Source organism: Paraburkholderia sp. RL17-380-BIE-A, assembly GCF_046028085.1.
In the GTDB taxonomy this organism is placed as follows: Bacteria; Pseudomonadota; Gammaproteobacteria; order Burkholderiales; family Burkholderiaceae; genus Paraburkholderia.
Genome location: NZ_JARESQ010000001.1, coordinates 402,150 through 422,235, shown reverse-complemented (window position 1 = coordinate 422,235; position 20,086 = coordinate 402,150). Strand labels below are relative to the sequence as shown.

Genomic DNA, 20,086 nt, shown 5'->3' with positions numbered 1-20,086 from the left:
GAATGAAATGAAAAAGCAAAACGGGGACGTGCTGGCGTTGGGGACGCGCCGGGCTGTATTTGCAGTTGCCGTGAGTTTGTATGCGGCGATGGCGGGTGCGCAGACGAATCAGGCGGTGACTGCGGCACCGTCGGCCGGGCCGGGGAAGATCATGATTGCGCAAGCGTTGCCGATTGATTGTTCGTCGTTCGACACACTTGGTTGCAAGGAGGAAAGCGCTGACCTCGTAACCTCTGGCGGAATTGGAATCGCCGCAGCTGCGGAAGGGTTCGGATCGCTATCGGCTGCGGGCTTGCAAGGCGGCGGAAATGGGAACTCGTCGGGAGGGGCTGCGGCTGCGGGCAATGGCGGCGGGAATGGTGGCAATGCGGCGAGCGGCGGGAATGGCGGGACTAACTCCGGCGCGGCGGGGCTTGGTGCTGGGAGTACGGGTAGCGGCAGCGGTGGGAAGGGCGGCGCGGGATCGGGAGGCGGGACTAATAGTGGTGGGACGGGTAGCGGTGGCACCGGGAGCGGTGGGACTGGTAGCGGCGGGACGGGTAGCGGCGGAACCGGGAGTGGTGGAACCGGGAGTGGTGGAACCGGGAGTGGTGGAACTGGGAGCGGTGGGACTGGTAGCGGCGGAACCGGGAGTGGTGGAACTGGTAGCGGCGGAACTGGCGGTGGTGGGACCGGTAGTGGCGGAACTGGCAGTGGTGGGACCGGTAGCGGCGGAACTGGCAGTGGTGGGACGGGAAGCGGCGGAACTGGCAGTGGTGGGACCGGTAGTGGCGGAACTGGCAGTGGTGGAACTGGTGGCGGAGGAGCCGGTAGCGGTGGAACGGGAAGCGGCGGAACCGGCACAGGCGGTGACGGCGGAAATGGTGGCGGCACCGGTGGCCATGGTGACGGTGGCCACGGCGATGGCGGCCATGGTGACGCTGGTCATGGCGATGGCGGCCATGGTGACGGTGGTCATGGCGATGGCGGCCATGGTGACGGTGGTCATGGCGATGGCGGCCATGGTGACGGTGGTCATGGCGATGGCGGTCATGGCGATGGCGGCCATGGTGACGGTGGTCATGGCAATGGCGGCCATGGTGATGGTGGCCATGGTGATGGTGGTCACGGCGATAGCGGCCATGGTGACGGTGGTCATGGCGATGGCGGCCATGGAGACGGCGGCCATGGTGACGGCGGCCATGGCGATGGCGGCCATGGAGTCGGCGGCCACGGCGATGGTGGCAAAGGCGGAAGCGGCCCCGGCGCGGGCGGTTCCGGCAACGGTGGCCATGGAGACGGCGGCCACGGCGATGGTGGCAAAGGCGGAAACGGCCCCGGCGCAGGCGGCTCCGGCAATGGTGGTCACGGAGACGGCGGCCACGGTGATGGTGGCAAAGGCGGAAGCGGTCCTGGCGCAGGCGGCTCCGGCAACGGTGGCCACGGAGATGGCGGCCATGGAGACGGCGGCCACGGCGGAAACGGCCCCGGCGCAGGCGGCTCCGGCAACGGCGGCCACGGAGACGGCGGCCACGGAGACGGGGGCAAAGGCGGAAACGGCCCTGGCGCAGGCGGCTCCGGCAACGGTGGTCACGGAGACGGCGGCCACGGCGACGGTGGCAAAGGCGGCAGCGGCCCCGGCGCAGGCGGCTCCGGCAACGGTGGTCACGGAGACGGCGGCCACGGCGACGGTGGCCACGGCGACGGTGGCAAAGGCGGAAGCGGCCCTGGCGCGGGCGGCCCCGGCAACGGTGGTCACGGAGACGGCGGCCACGGCGACGGTGGCAAAGGCGGAAGCGGCCCTGGCGCGGGCGGCCCCGGCAACGGTGGTCACGGAGACGGCGGCCACGGCGACGGTGGCCACGGCGGAAGCGGCCCTGGCGCAGGCGGCTCCGGCAACGGCGGTCACGGAGACGGCGGCCACGGCGACGGTGGCAAAGGCGGAAACGGCCCGGGCTCCGGCAACGGAGGCCAAGGCCACGGCGGCGGCTTCGGCTCAGGCCATGGCGGTGGCTACGGCGGAGGAGGAGGAGGCCACGGCGGCGGCAACGGCGGCAGCCACTAACGGCGCTGCATTCGCTCATCGGATGGGGGCCGGGAGCCCGGCCTCCACCCGACACCACGCGGAGCGAGCGAACGAACAACCCCCGTCCGCTCGCTCCAACCCACACTTTCCACGAGCCACCCGCTCAAGAAAACCGAACCCAAAACCTCATCGCACCACTTCGATCAGCCTCTCCTGCACCACCAGAAAAACCTTCTCCCCGGCCACTCGCCCATCTTCACGCGTTCCGCCCGTAAAGCTCCCGAACGCAGGCAACACACCACACTCCACCCCGAACCGGAAACACGGAACCCGCACTGAATCGCTGCGAGTCGCAATCCTGTACACCGGATGCACATGCCCCGCGAGCGCATACGCACCTTCGACTTTCTGCGGGTGATGACACAACGCCCACGGCCCGATTCGCCAAGGCTCCTGAACATACTCGACGCCGAGCGTCGCCGGCAGCGCACCGGCGTGCCGGTCGTGATTCCCCTCGACCAGCACCACCCTCAGCCCGGCATGCCGCGCGCGCCAGCCGTGCAATGCTTCGAGCGTTTCCCGGGCATGCGCCTCGCGCGCATGCAGCAGATCGCCGAGAAACACGAGCGTGGCCGGCTCGAACTCGGCAATCAGAATATCCAGGCGCATCAGATTGTCGGCGGTCGAACCAATCGGCACAGGAATGCCGCGTGCGCGAAACACGGCGTCCTTGCCGAAATGCGCATCGGCGACGAAGAGACACCGCAGCGCCGGATCAAAAGCCGCGCGCAAGCTCGACAGCACGAGAGAATGCCCGGCGATTTCCACCGCCATTGAAGCCGGCTTCATGTGCGGGCCGCCTTCTCGAGTTCGGCCAGCATCCGCTCCACGCGGTCCGCGAGCTTCTCCGTGCTGACCTTTTCCCGCAAGCGTCCGACAATCAACGGAAATGCAAACGGCGTTGGCTTTTTCGGCCGCGTGATGACCACGCGGCTCGCGTTCATGCGTTCGAGCGCGGTTCGAATGCGCCGGGCGTCGAGTTCCTGCAGGAGCACTTCGTCGTCGGCCTGGTTGAGCAGCAGATTGCCGCGATCGTGACTGCGAAAGATTTCATAGAAGAGCCCACTCGACGCCTGCAACTGCCGCGCGCTTTTCTGCTGCCCGGGGTGGCCCTGAAACACGAGTCCCGACACGCGCGCAATCTCGCGAAAGCGGCGCATGGAGAGTTCCGACGAATTGAGACTCGCAAGAATGTCGTGATCCAGATCATCAGGCGAGAGCAGACCGTTTTCGAGTTTCTCCGCCCAATCGAATGGTTGCGCGGACAACAGCTCGAAGCCGTAGTCGTTCATCGAAATGGAAAACGTACCCGGATTTTCACGAGCAATGCGCCATGCGAGCAATGCGCCCAATCCGATGTGCGCCGTTCGCCCCGCAAACGGATAGCAAAAGAAATGATGTCCTTCGCGCGATTTCACCAACTCCACCACCAGCACACCCGGCTCGGGCAATGCCGACCACTTTTGCTGCAATTCGAGCAGCGGCCGCACGGCGCGCATTTCGGGTTCGTCGTAGATGCCGCCGGCGGCGCGGGCGAGCATCGTGAGCGTGGCGTCGGCGAGTTCGGAGGAAAGCGGCATGCGACTGCCCGCCCATTGCGGCATGGCTCCGCGCGATGACGCGGCGCGCCGCACCCACGCGGTCATATCCTGTACGCGAATCAATTCGAGTGCGCGTCCGCCAAAGGTAAAAATATCGCCGGGCTTAAGCCGTGAAATAAACGATTCCTCGATCGCGCCGATCCGGCCACCCGAGAGATAGGCGACATTCAAGGTGCCATTCGCGACGATCGTGCCGATGTTGTTGCGATGCCTTCGCACCAGATCCTCGCGCGGCACGCGGTACAGCCCATCGCGTTCGCGCACCACGCGATGGTAGTCGGGATAGGCGCGCAACGCCGTGCCACCGCCTTCCACGAAGCCGATAGCCCAGTCGAACTCAGCTTGCGTCAATTGCCGGTAGGCGTAGGTGCTGCGAATTTCGCCGTACAGTTCGCGTGCGTCGAATCCACCGCCGATCGCCACGGTGACCAGGTGCTGCACGAGTACGTCGAACGGTTTCTCAGGCGTCTCGCGACCTTCTATCTGACGCTTCTCGACCGCCTCGCGCGCGGCGGCGGCTTCGACCAGTTCGAGCGCATGCGTCGGCACGATCGTCACCCGCGAAGGACGGCCCGGCGCGTGACCCGACCGGCCCGCACGCTGCATCAAACGCGCGACACCCTTGGGCGAGCCGATCTGGAACACGCGCTCCACCGGCAGAAAATCGACGCCCAGATCGAGGCTCGATGTACACACAACCACTTTTAGCTGACCGCTCTTGAGGCCATGTTCGACCCATTCACGCACTTCCTGATCGAGCGAGCCGTGATGCAGCGCGATCAGGCCTGCCCACTCCGGCCGTGCTTCGAGCAGCGCCTGATACCACACCTCGCATTGCGAGCGTGTGTTGGTGAACACGAGCGAGGTCCGGGCTTCGCCGATCGCCTCGGCAACGGCGCCGACCTGGCGCATGCCCACGTGGCCGCCCCACGGAAAGCGCTCGATGGTCTCGGGAATGACGGTATCGACGATCAGCGCTTTAGGCAGCGCGCCATGCACACTGGCGCGGGGTGTTTTCACGGGCGCGAGCAAGACATCGGCGGCGAAGGGCAGATTGCCGAGCGTCGCCGACAAGCCCCATACCTGCAATTCAGGCCGCCAATGGGCGAGACGCGCAAGCGCAAGTTGCGTCTGCGTGCCGCGCTTGTTGCCGAGCAACTCATGCCATTCGTCGACGATTACCAGCCGCACGTGCGCCAGCACGTCGCGTGCATCGGGGCGCGTGAGAATGAGCGAAAGGCTTTCCGGCGTCGTGACCAGTGCGGACGGCATGCGCCGATTCTGTCGCGCGCGTTCGGCAGACGACGTATCGCCGGTGCGCAGCCCGACGCTCCACGGCACGGCCAGTTCCGCCGCCGAACTTTGCAAGGCGCGCGCGGTGTCCGCGGCGAGCGCGCGCATTGGCGTAATCCATAACACGGTGAGCGGTTCTGGCTGCGTGCGGGGTGCGCGGCTGCGAGTGCTTGGGGACGCGGCGAAGGCGGCCAGCGCGCCGAACCAGACAGCCCAGGTTTTACCTGCACCGGTGGTGGCGTGCAGCAAACCGCTCGCACCGCGGCCGATTTCCTGCCAGACCTCGCGTTGAAACTCGAATGGCTGCCAGCGGCGCGCCTCGAACCAGGCGGTGAGTTTGTCGGCGAAGGGACGGCGCGCGGCGGTTTCGTCGATGACAAAAGGTAACGGCTCGAACACCGGCTCGCGCGCGTCGAGCCGCGCCTGCTGTTCGCGGCTGCGCGGAATCCGGCGCGGCCGGGGAGCGCGGCGCCGCTCAGGTGGAGCGGAAGGCGGCGGGATCGCGCTTTCGTCGGAATCAGCCGGCTCGGTCATCGGAAGCGCTCTTTAGCATTGAATCGCGTGTTGGCAAACGGCTCGAATGGGATTTAGTGTGTGGACCGCCGAACCGGGCTGGTGGTTCACAACAGAATCTTCTCAGTTACGCGCCGTTCCGCCCTTGTGCAAATGGCGAGGCTTTGGCTGATCGATGAAGACGCCTTTCGCCGATCATCCGCGCGGTGGTCGTGCTGGTGCGGCAGATGCGATCCGTTACAATGAGGCGCACTACCCATCTGGAGACTCGCTTTGAAATCTATCGTTGCATTGGTCGCAGCAGCTCTTCTGTCTTCAACGGCGATGGCCGCCGCGCCCACCACCGAAAAATTGCCTTCCGGCGTCGTGGTTGAACATCTGACCCAAGGCACCGGCGCCCAGCCTGCCGCTGAAGATGTCGTCAAGGTCAACTACCGCGGCACGCTGGCCAACGGTACCGAGTTCGATAGCTCGGCGAAACACGGCGGTCCTGCCACGTTCCCGCTGAACCGTGTAATTCCGTGCTGGACGCAGGGCGTGCAGAAAATGAAAGTGGGCGAAAAGGCCAAACTGACCTGCCCGGCAGCGACCGCATACGGCGATCGTGGCGTTGGGGTGATTCCGCCGAACAGCGACCTGACGTTCGAGGTCGAACTGGTCGGTATCGTCAAATAAGCACACGACGTGAACCGAGACTGAGCCCCGCTCCGGATGCCGCAGCGGGGCTTTTTCTTGCTCCGGGCACTGCGTTTGCCAACTGCGTATGCCCACTGCCAGGTGCCTTTTGATGAAACGCGAAAACAATGCGGTGCCCGTGACCACGATCGGTTTCACCGGCAAAACCGCGCAGGAATTTTTCGATTTGCTGAAAAACGCAGACGTGCGCACGGTGCTCGACATCCGCCTGAGCAATACGTCGCAATTGGCCGGCTTCGCAAAGAAACAGGACCTGCCTTTCTTTCTCGACAGACTGTGCGGCGCCGCTTACCGGGAAATGCCAGAGCTGGCTCCAGAGCCCGACTTGTTCAAGCGCTACAAGGCCAAAGAGCTGACGTGGGACGATTTCGCGGCCGCTTACGTGGAGTTGATTGCAAAGCGCCGGGTGGAAAGCAATCTGGATGTCGATCTATTCCGCTCGGCTTGCCTGCTTTGCAGTGAACATTTACCCCACCACTGCCACCGGCGACTGGCGCTTGAGTACTTGAACTCGCGGTGGAATAGCTGCCTGAAAGTCACCCACTTGTCATAACCGGCGAGCAGACGGCCGCACCTGTGCGCGGCAGGAGACGCCTGGATTTCACTCGGACGGCGCGAAAAGCATCGAGATATATACGATCGTGGACACGACGGTAATACCGACTCCGATGAAAACTTTGGTGCGATTGAATTCCAATCCGCCGTTAATGGCCACGCAGATCCCAACCACGGATGCCAATGTGCCGATCGTGGCCAGTAAGACGTGAATCTTGCTGCGTATCAGCTTGCGGCGCTCCGGACTTGCGCCTTCTTTCCAATTCTCGAGTTTCACAGGACTTGTCCTTTGAGTTAACGTGTAGTGGCCCGAAGCTTTGGACCCGAGCGTGATACGGCCCGGCGTGCCTTTCGCATTACGAATGTTCCCAATGGCACAGAGCATAACCGAGCCGCCAGACCCTGCAAATAACAAATACGAGAAAATGCAGCGCCTGATTGTCACAAGTCTATTTAGTGGCACGGCGCTGTCCGGCCATGAGACAGGATTGCGCGAGTTTTTTTAAAGTTTCATTGAGCCCGGTCGTCTACTATCTACTCATGCGCCGCCGCAATGCCCACCTCGCGCGCAGTCAGGAAGATCCCGTTGTCATTCGCCGCGCGTCAGGAGCGCCAGCCATGAATATCGACTTCCACTACGGTGTGGTCTATATCGCCGCCCGCGTGGCCGGAATGCCGCCCGGCGACGCGCTCACCGTAGCGCATGCCTGCCAATACGTCGACGATGCGACCACAGCGGGCATACTGCGTTTCACAGGCGGCGAGACATTTGAACGCTTTGCCACCGCGCACAAGTTATTCGACTATGCGACCACGGAGGACGACAAGAACCGCCTGGTGTGGACGCCTTTTCATTTTCTGCCTGCGGCCGAAGGCTCGACCCTCCACGAAAAGGCCGTGTGCCGGCCGGATAGCCCCGTGGCGCGCGAGGTGGTGCGGCGGGCGATTCTGCGGCGGGACACCGAGACCGGATTGCATCGGCTGGGCGTGACACTTCACACTTACGTCGATACATGGGCGCATCAAGGGTTCGCCGGTATCGAAAGTCCGTGGAATCGCGTTCACCTGCTGGAGGCGCAAGACTGCACGCGCAAAGGCTGGCTCGCCCAGCTCAGACTTGCCAGCGAGCATCTGCTCGAGCACCTGGAGGAGGATATTCTGACTGTCGCGCTACCGGTCGGTCATGGCGCCGCGTTGCACTATCCTGACCAGCCGTGGGCGAAATGGCATTACATCGACGGTAGAAACGAGTTTGTCCAGCGGCACAACTTGCCGGAGTTCGTGCAGGCGGCCGAGATGGCGTGCCGCGCGGTGCGCGCCTATCTGACGGGTCGGCAAGATTTCGAGAACGAGGCCGGGTTGCCGGACAATATCAGGGAAGTGCTCACGAATCTGCTCGATACCAATCGCCACGAGGACGACGACGAGCGCTTGCGGCACATTTGCCGGGTCGTGAAGGCCGGCGGTATTCCGGGTTTGAAAGAGTCGATCCCGGAATATGTGGCCAAAGGACCAGGCTCCTGGAAGTACCTGGCCACCGGTCTAATGTTCGACGACGACACCGGAGACAAACCCGTATGGTCGGATGCCTTCGAGAAAAGTGATTACCAGTTATTTCACGACGCGGTCAAGCAGCACCGCTTCGTGACTACCCAGGAAGTTCTGCCGACGCACGGACTGCGGATCGCCTGACCTGAAAGAGAGCCGTGCGTCGGCCCCGGGTTATTCCGCTCTGGCTTGCTGACGCTGCGCGGCCTGTTCTTCCGCATGTTTTTTGGCCATGTGCCGACCGACCAGACAGCCGCCGACCGCGCCGGCCACCGGATGGTGGCCGGCATAATGTCCCGCAACCCTGCCTACGAGCGCTCCCTTCATGCAGCCGGCCGCATTTGCCGTGCCGACCGCTGCCGAAGTGAGTGCCACCGCCACGAGGGCGAATTTGATGTAACCCGCTTTCATCTGAAAAGTACCGTCCTATTAGAGTGGATATAACCTGGCGCTATTCGGCGTCATTTCAATAGCCGTCCCAGTGGCGTTCACGCCACTCGTGTTCGCGCCAATGCTCACGCCGCCATTCGTGTTCCCGCCATTCACGGCGCTCGCGCCACTCGCGTGCGCGCCAGTCGCCATAACCGCCATAGGCAACCGGAACCGGAGCCGGATCCCGCGCGACATAGACGGGCTGCGCTGCAACCACGCCGACTGGAATGCCGACCCCGACGGCCACATCCACATGTGCCGAGGCCGCCGACGATGCCGCCAGCACTGCCAGACCCAATACCGCGCCCATGATCTTCTTGTTCATCTGCTTTCTCCTTGCGTATCGAAGTGCGATGCATCCGATTGCCTCAGGTCTTGCCCTTACGAATTACCGAGAGCTTTGCTGCTGAGTACGGTTTGGAGTGTAGAAGGGCGGTCCGGACACAGGTGAAACAGCGCTGCGAGATTGGTAACGCGGGATTACGGACGGCAGGTGAGCAAACGGGCTTGAATGACAAAAAAAGTACTGCCGCTCTTTGAATCTTCAAATGCTTGCCTATAGTAGAAGCGCCCAGTGGCGAGATGCACGGCGGGAAATCAACCAGACAGGACGCTTTTGCCGGCCCGGCCGCGATGCAATCGCAATAGAAGAGAAGGGGGGCGGTATACGAAAAGTCAGGAAAAGTATGGCGATGGCGTAATGAACCGAAAAAGTTCGTACTCCACCGCATGCCTGATCGACTCAGGCTCGTGTATATATAGCCACGCCGATCTGCCTTTCTCACGTCATTCGTGGCATAGTTCGATCGATTACCACATAAGGAGCAATCAAATGCCCACGTTAGAGCAAATCCAGGCAAAGCTTAAAAAGCTTCAGGCACAAGCTGACGCCCTTATTGCCAGAAAAGCGCAAGTTGCGGTCGACCAGATTCGCGACCTGATGCTCAAGCATGGCCTGACTACCGAGGATATCGAAGCCCGCGCGAAGGCAAGACGTGCTGCCGGAGGTTTGAACGGTCATGCTGGTAGTGGCAAAGCGAAAGGCGCCAGCGCCGGTAAGGCAATCGCCAAGTATCGGGATCATAAAACCGGTGCGACGTGGACGGGCCATGGCCGCGCGCCGGGCTGGATTGCCAGCGTGAAAGACCGCACTCAGTTCCTGATCGAAGGCGCAAGCGAACTGAAGTCGGCGGCAAAGGCGGCTGTCACCCATGCGAAAGGCAGCAAAGGTCAGCCGAAAGGCGCGCAGCCGCCCAAGTACATCAATCCGAAAACGGGTGCTACCTGGAGCGGCCGTGGCCCGGCTCCGGCATGGCTCGCCACAGTCAAGGACCGTACGAAGTTCCTGATCGATAGCGCCTCGGCGGCAGCGGCTGATGTTGGCCACCAGGCTGCAAAGAAAGCGGGCAAGGTGAAGTCGGCGGCGGCTGGCGGCGTAGTGAGCAAGAAAGCCGCAGCCCGAAAGGTGGTGGCAAAGAAAGCGGCAACGGCCAAAAAGACGGTTGCGAAGAAAGCTACTTCGGCAGCCGGGAAAGTAGCGGCAAAGAAAGTAGCGGCCAAGAAAGGCGCGGCAAAGCCGGCCGCAAAGAAGAGCGCCGCCACCAAGGCCGCAAGGAAAGCACCGGTCCGCAAGGTCGCGGCTAAAAGCAAAGCTGTCGCGACGAGTGCGACGAGTGCCGCTGCGGCACCGCAAGCCTCACCCGCACCAGCCAGCGCATAAGCGCAACGGAGTTGTGAAGTAGATGACCAGTACGCTCGAATCACCCCAGCAGGAAGACCAGGTCGTCCTGCTGGACGGCGTTCCTCATCCGGCGGAAGATGCCGCCGAACCGTTCATTGTCGCCAGTGCCCGCCGGGTTATTCTCTCTTATCCGATTGCGGAATCCGACTTTGAGCGGTTCGGACCATTCGATGCCGACGACGATCCTTTCTGCACGGTGCTCTTTCCTGACACGATATTTCACCGTCTCGGGCCGCCCGGCGACGTCGATCTCGAGATTCATCCGCTCGCCCCGCAAGGTCTGATCGGTTACTCGGTTCACGAAGTCACCAATTCGTCGCTTGTCGCGGAACTTGTCGCCGAGCTTGCTGCGGTGGCATCGACGGGAGCCGCAAAGCGCCATTTCGTCATTACTTTCAATGAGTCCACGTTTGAATGCGTGGCGTCGGACTATACCGTGGTCGGTGTTTATGGCGCAGGCGAAATCGCCAGCCGGGAAGCGTTCTCGCTCGTCAGGTAGCCAGGTCGAGTAGCAAGGCGCGGGCCTGCAACGGGCACGCGCAATGCGTCCTGCGTGTGGCGTAAAGGCCGGGCCGAGGTCCGGTTTTCTGTCAAACCGCAGGACGCGCATGCAACGCGTCCCGCCGATTAGCATCGAGGCCACACGCATGCTGGCAATTCCCATTACCGCGTTAGTCACGCTTCTGATCATATTGGTGATTGCCAATTTATCGAGTGGCGAGAAGAAGATCGAGCATAAGATCGAACGTCTCTATGCGAGCGACGATCCACAGTTTCTGCGTTCAATGGGTTTATTGCTCGGGCCGCCGGTGCTCTCGGGCAATCGCTTCGAGATGCTGCTCAACGGCGATCACATCTTTCCTTCGATGCTGGAAGCCATCCGTTCAGCGCGTCGAACCATCACGTTTGAAACCTTCATTTACTGGTCCGGCGAGATCGGCGAGCAGATTGCGCAGGCGCTCGCGGATAAGGCACGCGACGGCGTCGCGGTGCATGTATTGCTCGACTGGGTTGGGTCATCGAAAATGGACAAGCGCTATCTGAATCTGCTTCGCGATGCCGGCGCGGAGGTGATTCAGTATCACAAGCCCCATTGGACCGGACTTGGCCGCATGAACGATCGCACGCACCGCAAACTGCTGATCATTGACGGGCGTATCGGATTCACGGGTGGGGTGGGTATTGCGTCGGAATGGACCGGCCATGCGCAAGATGAGAAGCATTGGCGCGATACGCATTTTCGCGTAGCGGGTCCGGTGGTCGGCCACATGCAAGCCGTGTTCATGGACAACTGGGTCAAGGCAACCGGCAATGTGCTCCACGGTCCCGCATATTTTCCCGACATCGAGCCAATGGGCGACGGCTTCGCGCATATGTTCAGCAGTTCGCCCTCGGGCGGCAGCGACGATATGCAATTGATGTATCTGATGGCGATCACGGCGGCCACGCACTCCATTCATCTGGCGAGCGCCTATTTCGTGCCCGACAAGCTGACCATCAACGCGATCGTCGAGGCGGCGAAACGCGGCGTGAAAGTGCAGATCATCATGCCCGGAAACCGGATCGATACGCACACGGTGCGTGAAGCGTCGCGTGCATGCTGGGGCGATCTGCTGAAAGCGGGTGTGGAAATGTTCGAGTATCAGCCGACCATGTTTCACTGCAAATTGCTGGTGGTGGACGAATTTTTGGTGTCGGTCGGCTCGACCAATTTCGATAACCGTTCATTCAAGCTCAACGACGAAGCGAATCTGAACATCTATGACCGCGACTTCGCAAAGCAGCAGACGGCCGTTTTTGCCGACGACATCAAGAAGTCGCAGCAGGTCACGCTCGAATCATGGATGCATCGCCCGTTCACTGAAAAGCTGATCGAGAAGTTCGTGCCGCTGCTGGATACGCAGCTCTGACGAATCTTCTGGTCAATGATCCGCGCCAGAGAGATAGGCTTCGGTGTTCGATAGGGAAGAGGGCGTGCCGATCTCCGGCTCGACAGCGGGAAGTGGTATGGGAAGCGGTGTGCGAAGCGGTGCGGCAAGAAGCGCTTTCGCGCGTTGATAGGCCTGAGCGAATCCACGCAATTCCTGCGTCACCGGGCGATCCTCCAGGCGGCGGCGCGAGAGCGCTTGCTCAATACTGCGGTCGATCAGCGCGAGCTGGCTGTCGATATAATCGAGGCATAGCTGTCGGCAACGCGCGGAACTGCTTGCCACGGCCAACAGCGCCGGCACAATGGAGATCGTCAGAAAGCCGCCCGGCGGAATACGCGCCAACGCGGCAGGCGACTCGAACAGGTCTTTACGCAGCGATTCGAATACGGCACGACCCCATACTTCATGTTCTCTTTCGACATCATGGCGGCGGCGTGCCAGAGCGTCTCTCGCCTTTGCGTCTTTTATCTCGCCTTGGGCGATCATCAATGTCACGTCCGCGCGCTCACCCTCCTGAATACAAACGGCGCCAATATACGAGGCGCTCTGATTGCGCCCGGCGAGAACCAGATGTTGGAGCCTGTCCGGCACGAGCGGATCGAGCGGCACCACTTCGCACATGAGCGGCTTGCCATTCAGATGAATGGCGCAGCGTCCGTCGTCTGCGAGCGCGGGGCAACGTGCCAGAGACGGGTAATCGTAGCCCTGCGTCATGATGCTGAACGTGTCGCCAGCGCGATGAAGCAGCGTACCCGCAATTGACTCGAAGGCGGCGCTATCGGCCTCGTCGAGTACGGCTTCGTGCCGGCCGACACGTATGCGTTCACCCATGCGCCTGCGCGGCACACGGCCAATCGCAATGCAGCCGATGAACCGGTCGCGATGCCGGAACAATTCGGGCAACGACATGACCGGCGGACTGTTGCAACATTTGCCGCAAGCCGTGCACGCGAACGAGAAAGCGTTCACCACGGCCGGCGCACCGAATCCTGATAGCGCGTCAGAATGAAATGCGCGACGTCGTCCGAATGGTAAGCAGCCACCAGTTGCGCGACCCAAGGCTGCGCGCGATCGGCTTCGCGAACTGTCAACACGTTGGCGTAGGGCGAGCGGGCATCTTCGAGACCGAGACTGTCGCGCGCCGGGTAAAGGCCCGCGCGAGCCGCGTCATCGCTATCGATTACGGCAAAGGCTACGCTGTTCAATGTGTCGAACAGACGCGCGCGCGGCACCTGGCGGATTCGCAGATTCAGCCGGTTGCTCGTGATGTCGGCGAGCGTCGCGCGCAGACCGGCGTTGTCCCTGAACGTCAGCAGCGTGAAGTTCTGCAGCAGGATCAACGCGCGCGCGGTGCCTTCCCGGTCGTCGGGAATGGCGATCGTCGCACCTCGTTGCAATTGGCCGAGGTTCGTCAGTTTGCGCGAATACAGGGCGACGGGAAACGTCACCGTGGTGGCGACACTGGTCAGCGCATAGTCGTGCTGTTTGCGCTCTGCGTCGAAGCGCGGCTCGTCTTCGAAACTCGCCACATCGATCTTCTTCGCGGCGAGCGCGGCGTCGATGCGCTCGGGCTGGTCGAATACGACCACGTCGAGCGTGAGTCCGCGGCCGGCCGCGACACGGCGCACTTCGTCCATGATCTCAGCGTGCGCACCTCGGCTGACGCCCACTTTGATGACTTGCGACGCGGCAGCCTGTACGTGCTGAACCATCGAAGCAGCCACCAGCAGCATGACCGTTGCAAATAGCCGCGGCCTCATGACGCGTCCCTCAACACCGTGCGAAAACCGATATGCGACGCCGGCAAGTCTGCTTCCTGCTGTTCGCGCGACGCTGCCCGATAACGCACGCAATAGTCGCGCGAGCACAGGAACGAGCCGCCCTTGATGACCATCGGCGTATCGTGTTTGCGGCTGAGCGGCGCGACCGCCGCAGTATCGCCGTTGGTATGGGATTGGTGCGGGCCGCTATAAACGTCCTTGGTCCATTCCCATGCATTGCCGATCATGTCGTAGAGCTTGAAATCGTTGGCGGCATAGCAGCCGACAGGCGCAAGACCGACATGACCGTCCTCGTTTGTATTGAGTACGGGAAATACGCCTTGCCAGTAATTCGCGCTCGGTTTGCCGTGTTCGTCGCGTGGCGCCGTGTCGAGGTCCGCACTTTCGCGGCCCGCTTTGCCCGCGTATTCCCACTCGGCCTCGGTCGGCAGATCGCGGCCGAGCCAGCGTGCGTAGGCCAGCGCGTCGGCTTGCGTGACCATTGTCACCGGCTGGTTCATGCGGCCTGCGAGCGTGCTGCCCGGTCCTGTCGGATGATTCCACGCGGCGCCTTTCACCCACGTCCACCAGGCGAGATCGCGTGCGTTCATTTCGTCGCGAGTGGGAATGTGAAAGACCACGGCGCCGCCTTGACGCTCGGAGTCGCTGACATAGCCCGTGGCTTTGACGAAGGCCGCGAACTGCGCGTTCGTCACGTCGGTCTGGTCGATCCAGAAACCGGCGACACGCGTCCTGCCGTCGCCGGCGGGGCGCTCGTCTTCGTAACCGAGCTTGCTGCCGAATACGAAGTTGCCGCCATGCAGATGCACCATGCCGGCTTTCGGATCGTCGCGCCACCGTGACGGCAGGCCTGCGTAGCGCTTGCATTGCTGCTCGGAGCCGAGCGCGGCAAACGGGCGCGCCGCGTTGAGGTTGTCGAACGCGCTTTGTTTGCCGCCGCTAAAAACCGCCGAAGCGGCCGTCGCGGCGGTGAAAGCGGCGGCGAACGCAACCGTGGCGATCGCCGCGTAGGCGCCATAAAGCGCCGCGGGTCTTTTCAGCTTGAATCGAACGGTCATTGCGCGCTCAGTAGTAACCGCGCGGACGCAAGGGCTCGACGCCGCCGACGCTGCTCATATAGTTGTTCCACTGCTGCACGAGACCGTCGATGACCGAAGGATTCTGCGTCGACACGTCCTGCGTTTCGCCACGGTCGGCGCTCATATCGAACAGTTGCCAGTGGCCGTCCACTGGGCCGAGGGGCGGTTCGGTCCACAACGCTTTCCAACGGCCGTCGGCGCTGCGCAGATAACCGCGGCCATACGCTTCGTCGCCGAACGAAGCGGTGTGCACCGCGCTCGTGGCCTGATCGTTCAGCAGCGGCAGCAGCGATTGCCCGGTCACCGGATACACGTAGCGATTGTTGTAGACCACCTTGCCCTTGTTCTGGTCGACGCCGGTCAGCGTATTGATCAGCGGCGGCGCGGCCTGCGTGGGCGGCGACACTTGTGCTACGGCGAGGAAGGTCGCGGTGTTGTCAGTCACGTGCGTGAAGTCGCGCAGTGTCGGCTTCTGGGCGGTCTGACCCGGCAGATGCACGATCAACGGCGTGGATACGCCGCCTTCGCCCGAATAACCCTTGGTCAGCCGGAACGGCGTGGCGCTCACTTCGGCCCAGCGCAAACCGTATTGCAGACGTTGTGCGTTCTGCTTGCCGTTGTCGGTGCCGAGTGCCGAATAGATCGGGTCGGCGGCGTTGGCGGTGTCGGTCGCGGTCGGGTCGGCGCCGGAGTCGATCGGCCAGCCTTCCGCGCCGTTATCCGACTGGAACATGATGAACGTGTTGTCGTACTCGCCGATATCCTTCAGATGCTGGATCAGCAGGCCGATGTTGTGGTCGAGGTTTTCGACCATGCCCGCGTAAATTTCCATATAACGCGCCTGGGCCTTCTTCTCGGCGGGCGAGAGGCTTGCCCACGTCTTGTTCACGGTGCCCGGGCCGTAGTCGGTATAACCTTGCGCGGCGCTATGCACGGCGCTCACGTATTTCGCGTTGACCGTGCCGTTGTTCGCGGTGGCCGCGGTGGCGACGAGCGTTTCCGATGCGCCGCCATACGGCACGAAGTCGTTCGGAATGATGCCGAGCGCTTTTTGTCGGGCAATGCGTGCATTGCGGATCGCGTCGTAACCGGCGTCGTATTTGCCGGCGTAATTGTGCAGGTAAGGTTCGGGCACCTGCAGCGGCCAGTGCGGCGACGTGTAGGCCGCGTAGGCGAAGAACGGTTTGCCGTCGCCCTTGTTCGAGTCGATGTACGAGATCAGGCGCTGCGTGTAGAAGTCGGTCGAATAGAACACCGCGGGGCTGCCGCCCGTGCCGCCCGGTTGTCCGGGTTGGCCGGGCTGCACGTATTTGCCGTCTTCGGTGTAGTTCTGCGAGTTCGCCGGTTCATGGGCGAAGTGATTGGTCGCGGCGCCGCCGAGCAGCGCGTAGCTGTGTTCGAAGCCCCATTGGTCGGGCGTCTGTCCGCCGCCCGTGGTGCTGCCGACAATGCCCGAACCGATATGCCATTTGCCGGCCATGTACGTGTGATACCCGCCGTCCTTCAGCAATTGCGCAACGGAGAGCGCGCGGTCGTTCAGATAGCCCTCGTAACCCGGCAGCCCTTTGCGCTCATCGGTCGGCACACCCATGGTGCCTTCGCCGACCAGATGGTGATCGGTGCCCGAGATCAGCATGGAACGCGTGATCGCGCAGACGGCGCCCGTATGGTGATTCGTCAGGATGCGGCCCGATTGCACCAACGCGTCGAGGTTGGGCGTGTTGATTTCACCGCCGAACGCGTGGATGTCGGAATAGCCGAGGTCGTCGGCCATGATGTACAGAATGTTCGGTCGTTTCTGCGCGACAACGGGTGCGGGCGTCGGGCCGGGCAGATTGTCGTCGCCGCAGGATGCGAGGACGACGAGGCTGGCCACGGCGGCGCCGATCATGCCGAGACGAAGAGAGGGGCGCTGCGATCGTTGTGTTGTCATTGTTGTGCTGACCGGGTATGTCGGGTCGCCGATGGTAGCAATGACGTCGAAACGGGCAAAGTTTGATTTCTGCGTTGCTATGTTCGATTGTCGATATAGGCGTTGCAGCGTGATACCGGGTATCACGCGCGCGGTGCTATCGGTTGCCGCAGTGTGTGGTTAGTTGCCGGGATCGAGCACGGGTCGGTTTGGATCTGCAAGCGTTTTGTAGGGGAGCTGTGCAGCGTGCGGATCGTTCGTCGTGTCGTCGATCACGCGCTCGACGTCCGCGGTTTTCGCGAGTTCGGAGAGGAAGGCCTGCTTGTCGAAACCCGGCGCGACGCACCCTTGCACGTAGATGAATCGACGTTGCAGCGTTAGCCATAGCGTCGATTGTTCGCGCCAGTGCGTGGCGAAGTTGATGTTGGTGAGGCGCCGCTGCACGGCGTCGGCGATTTCCGCGTCGTACAGGTATGCATTCGACAAACGGCAGCGGCCTTCCACCCAGCAGCTGTTGCCGCGCTCGATCCGGTAATGGCTGTCGTCGAGCCATTCCTGCGCGGTTTCGAGCGGACCCAACGGCACCGGACAGTCGCCGATCGCTTTGGAGATCTGAAAGAACGGGTCGTGACCGCGATTGAGGCGGGCCGCTTCGGCGTACGCATGACTGGTGGCGAAGCAGATCAGCAGGCCCGCCAGCCGCAGTGGGATCGAGCGTTTCATCCTCATCAGCTCCAGGTGTCGGGCGTTGAGTGGATCAGACGGAACGACGGCCGTGCTTCGAGTGGAGGTGGTGCTGATTGTGCGGTGCTTGGCCGGCATGCGCCAGTCAGGACTTTACCGGGTCGTACGCCGGTTCTCGACCGCGAACTTGATCAACTCCGCCTGGCCTTCGATATCGAGTTTGCGTTTCAGGTTCAGCCGATGCGTTTCCACCGTACGCACGGAGAGATCGGTGCGTTGAGCGATCTGCTTACTCGACAAACCTTCCGCAAGCGCATCGAGAATATCGCGCTCGCGCGGCGTGAGCCGTTCGACGGGCGCCTGCATTGCCGAAGCCTGAATCAGGCGCGCGCCCAGTCCCGCACTAAAGAACTGCTTACCTTCGAGCACCGCGCCGATTGCCTGAATGATTTCGGTGGCGGGCGAGTCCTTGAGTACATAGCCACTTGCGCCCGCGCGCACCGCCTGGGTCACGTATTCGAGATTGTCGTGCATGGACAGCATGAGAACGCGAATCGCCGGGAAGCGCTCGTGAAACATACCGGCCAGCACGATGCCGTTCATCCCGTTCATGCCGACATCCATCAGCACGAGATGCGGCTCCGCGCTCGCGGCGAGCGCGAGCGCTTCCTGCGCATTGCCGGCTTCGCCGACGACTTCGAGATTGCGCACCGCTTCGAGCCGCGCGCGCAGACCGTCGCGCACGAGCGGATGGTCGTCGACGAGAATCAGACGGGCGATAGCGGGTGAGGTGTCGTTCATGGTCAGGTTTCCTGCAAGGCCGGCAATGTCGGCTCGGTCGAGCCCAGCGGCACGCGCGCGGTGACGAGGGTGTGGCCGGCTTGTGAGCTGAGCGACAACGTGCCGCCCAGCGCTTCGAGCCGTTCGCGCATATTGCGCAAGCCCACGCCCGAGCGCCGGCCGACGAAGGCGTGTGCCACGTCGAAGCCGCGTCCGTTGTCGGCAATGGTGAGCGTAACGGCGTCGTTCGACACTTCCAAAGCTAACGCCGCGCTCGACGCCTGCGCGTGCCGGACGATGTTGGTCAGCGCTTCCTGCGCGATCCGGAACAGGACGGTATTGACCGTGTCCGGCAAAACCGCGGCATGGGTATGCGAGATCTGCGTGAAGCCGATCTCGATACCGGACTGCTCGCTGAGTTCGCGCGTGAGTTGCTCGAGCGCGGCGGCCGCGCCGAGGTCGTCCAGCATCGACGGACGCAGCGCGTGAGAAATGCGCCGCACTTCGCGCAAGGTGTCGCCGAGGCGCGTGAGGCTGGTCGTGAGCGCGGCCTCGGCCGTGGGCACGCGCACTTCGCTGCGCTCGAAGCGCGCCAGCGCGGATTCGAGCAGCAGCTTGACGGAAACCATCATCTGGCTGATGCCGTCGTGCAGCTCACGCGAGAGCCGCGCCCGTTCGTTTTCCTGCGACTCCACCACCTGCTGCGCCAGCCGCTTCAGCTTGGCGTCCGCGCTGCGATATTCGGTGACGTTGAGCACGAGCGCGCACAGCGCGATCACGGCGAGTCCCGCCACGGCGATCGTGTCGATCCATTTCATCGTACGATCGATGTTGGCAGCCGCGCCTTCGTCGATATGCGCGAGCGTGCTATCCACGTCGTCGAGATAGATACCGGTGCCGATCATCCAGCCCCAGCGCTCCAGCGGCACCACGTAGCCGAGTTTCGACGCCACCTTGCCGGTCGACGGACGATGCCACAGGTAGCGCACGTAGCCGCCGCCGCGCGAAGCCGCGGCGAGCAGTTGCTGGATCGTCAGCGTACCTTGCGGGTCGCGCAGCGCCCACAGGTCGCGCCCCACGAGGTCCGGCTCGCGCGGATGCATCAGCGAGCGGCCATGCATGTCGTACACGAAGAAGTAGCCGTCCTTGCCGAAGTCCATTTTCTCCAGGATCTCCAGCGCGCGCGTGCGCAGCATCGCGTCGTCGCGCGCATTGTCCTGGCCGGCGTTGTAGAGCGGCGCGATCGCGGTGGTGGCGAGCTCGACGTAATGCTTGAGCTCGACTTCCTTGCTCGCCATGTACGCAGCCTGCGTGGTCGCGTGCTGCGTCTCGGCAAGCGCTGTGGCTTCCTGACGCACACCGAGTTCGATGCTGGCGATGGCGGCCAGAAAGGGCACGATCGCCAGCAGGACAATCTTTGCTTTGAGTTTCATCGTTGAAAACACAGCCGACGGGCTACGTATTATTACGTAGCC

Annotated in this window: 19 protein-coding genes; 6 read left to right on the top strand and 13 right to left on the bottom strand. The window is 62.7% G+C overall.

Annotated features, from left to right (window positions below; all coding sequences use genetic code 11):
* Positions 1–277: 277 nt before the first annotated feature.
* From P0D68_RS01930 to P0D68_RS01920, 3 genes are all read right to left on the bottom strand, one after another.
* Positions 278–1,960: a hypothetical protein gene (locus P0D68_RS01930; RefSeq protein WP_408467981.1), complete on the bottom strand. Its 1,683-nt coding sequence runs from the start codon at positions 1,958–1,960 to the stop codon at positions 278–280.
* A 231-nt stretch (positions 1,961–2,191) separates the two neighbouring features.
* Positions 2,192–2,854, bottom strand: a complete 663-nt coding sequence (gene pdeM, locus P0D68_RS01925; RefSeq protein ID WP_408300006.1) for a ligase-associated DNA damage response endonuclease PdeM — start codon at positions 2,852–2,854, stop codon at positions 2,192–2,194.
* Positions 2,851–5,493: a ligase-associated DNA damage response DEXH box helicase gene (locus P0D68_RS01920; protein ID WP_408300004.1), complete on the bottom strand. Its 2,643-nt coding sequence runs from the start codon at positions 5,491–5,493 to the stop codon at positions 2,851–2,853. Before P0D68_RS01920 ends, pdeM begins: the two co-directional genes overlap by 4 nt.
* A 252-nt stretch (positions 5,494–5,745) precedes the next feature.
* Here P0D68_RS01920 and P0D68_RS01915 point away from each other — a divergent pair, with 252 nt between their 5' ends.
* On the top strand, positions 5,746–6,147 hold the full coding sequence (locus P0D68_RS01915; RefSeq protein WP_091807104.1) for an FKBP-type peptidyl-prolyl cis-trans isomerase: 402 nt from the start codon (positions 5,746–5,748) through the stop codon (positions 6,145–6,147).
* 112 nt (positions 6,148–6,259) lie between these two features.
* Complete coding sequence (locus tag P0D68_RS01910; protein WP_408300002.1) at positions 6,260–6,721, top strand: DUF488 domain-containing protein; 462 nt, start codon at positions 6,260–6,262, stop codon at positions 6,719–6,721.
* A 48-nt stretch (positions 6,722–6,769) separates the two neighbouring features.
* Here the strand turns inward: P0D68_RS01910 and P0D68_RS01905 are convergent, their stop codons facing one another.
* Positions 6,770–7,000, bottom strand: coding sequence for a hypothetical protein (locus P0D68_RS01905; protein ID WP_091807109.1), 231 nt, complete (start codon positions 6,998–7,000; stop codon positions 6,770–6,772).
* Between the two features lie 341 nt (positions 7,001–7,341).
* Here P0D68_RS01905 and P0D68_RS01900 point away from each other — a divergent pair, with 341 nt between their 5' ends.
* The gene (locus P0D68_RS01900) at positions 7,342–8,415 is read left to right on the top strand and encodes a DUF6765 family protein (protein ID WP_408467980.1); all 1,074 of its coding nucleotides are present in this window, start codon (positions 7,342–7,344) and stop codon (positions 8,413–8,415) included.
* A gap of 30 nt (positions 8,416–8,445) precedes the next feature.
* Here P0D68_RS01900 and P0D68_RS01895 read toward each other — a convergent pair whose 3' ends face one another.
* Together P0D68_RS01895 and P0D68_RS01890 are read right to left on the bottom strand one after the other, a co-directional pair.
* Positions 8,446–8,682, bottom strand: coding sequence for a hypothetical protein (locus tag P0D68_RS01895; RefSeq protein WP_408299998.1), 237 nt, complete (start codon positions 8,680–8,682; stop codon positions 8,446–8,448).
* A 55-nt stretch (positions 8,683–8,737) separates the two neighbouring features.
* The gene (locus tag P0D68_RS01890) at positions 8,738–9,028 is read right to left on the bottom strand and encodes a hypothetical protein (RefSeq protein WP_408299996.1); all 291 of its coding nucleotides are present in this window, start codon (positions 9,026–9,028) and stop codon (positions 8,738–8,740) included.
* Between the two features lie 507 nt (positions 9,029–9,535).
* On the opposite strand from P0D68_RS01890, the gene P0D68_RS01885 reads away from it, so the two are divergent.
* The 3 genes from P0D68_RS01885 (at position 9,536) to cls (ending at position 12,354) form a co-directional block, all read left to right on the top strand.
* Complete coding sequence (locus P0D68_RS01885; RefSeq protein WP_091807117.1) at positions 9,536–10,423, top strand: H-NS family nucleoid-associated regulatory protein; 888 nt, start codon at positions 9,536–9,538, stop codon at positions 10,421–10,423.
* Positions 10,424–10,445: 22 nt separating this feature from the next.
* Entirely contained in the window at positions 10,446–10,943 is a 498-nt protein-coding gene (locus P0D68_RS01880) for a hypothetical protein (RefSeq protein WP_091807119.1), read from the top strand.
* Between the two features lie 148 nt (positions 10,944–11,091).
* Positions 11,092–12,354, top strand: coding sequence for a cardiolipin synthase (gene cls / locus P0D68_RS01875; protein WP_408299994.1), 1,263 nt, complete (start codon positions 11,092–11,094; stop codon positions 12,352–12,354).
* A 12-nt stretch (positions 12,355–12,366) separates the two neighbouring features.
* Here cls and P0D68_RS01870 read toward each other — a convergent pair whose 3' ends face one another.
* From P0D68_RS01870 to P0D68_RS01840, 7 genes are all read right to left on the bottom strand, one after another.
* Positions 12,367–13,284, bottom strand: a complete 918-nt coding sequence (locus P0D68_RS01870; protein WP_408299992.1) for a hypothetical protein — start codon at positions 13,282–13,284, stop codon at positions 12,367–12,369.
* A 56-nt stretch (positions 13,285–13,340) separates the two neighbouring features.
* Positions 13,341–14,135 (bottom strand): MetQ/NlpA family lipoprotein, encoded by a 795-nt coding sequence (locus P0D68_RS01865; protein WP_408299990.1) that lies wholly within the window; start codon positions 14,133–14,135, stop codon positions 13,341–13,343.
* Positions 14,132–15,214 carry a formylglycine-generating enzyme family protein gene (locus P0D68_RS01860; RefSeq protein ID WP_408299988.1) on the bottom strand — a complete coding sequence of 361 codons (1,083 nt, stop codon included), beginning with the start codon at positions 15,212–15,214 and terminating at the stop codon, positions 14,132–14,134. Before P0D68_RS01860 ends, P0D68_RS01865 begins: the two co-directional genes overlap by 4 nt.
* Before the next feature lie 7 nt (positions 15,215–15,221).
* Positions 15,222–17,168, bottom strand: a complete 1,947-nt coding sequence (locus P0D68_RS01855) for an arylsulfatase (RefSeq protein ID WP_091807130.1) — start codon at positions 17,166–17,168, stop codon at positions 15,222–15,224.
* Positions 17,169–17,327: 159 nt separating this feature from the next.
* Positions 17,328–17,870, bottom strand: coding sequence for a hypothetical protein (locus P0D68_RS01850; RefSeq protein WP_408299986.1), 543 nt, complete (start codon positions 17,868–17,870; stop codon positions 17,328–17,330).
* Between the two features lie 114 nt (positions 17,871–17,984).
* Positions 17,985–18,632 (bottom strand): response regulator, encoded by a 648-nt coding sequence (locus P0D68_RS01845; RefSeq protein WP_408299984.1) that lies wholly within the window; start codon positions 18,630–18,632, stop codon positions 17,985–17,987.
* A gap of 2 nt (positions 18,633–18,634) precedes the next feature.
* Positions 18,635–20,044: a cache domain-containing protein gene (locus P0D68_RS01840; protein WP_408299982.1), complete on the bottom strand. Its 1,410-nt coding sequence runs from the start codon at positions 20,042–20,044 to the stop codon at positions 18,635–18,637.
* Between the last annotated feature and the right edge of the window lie 42 nt (positions 20,045–20,086).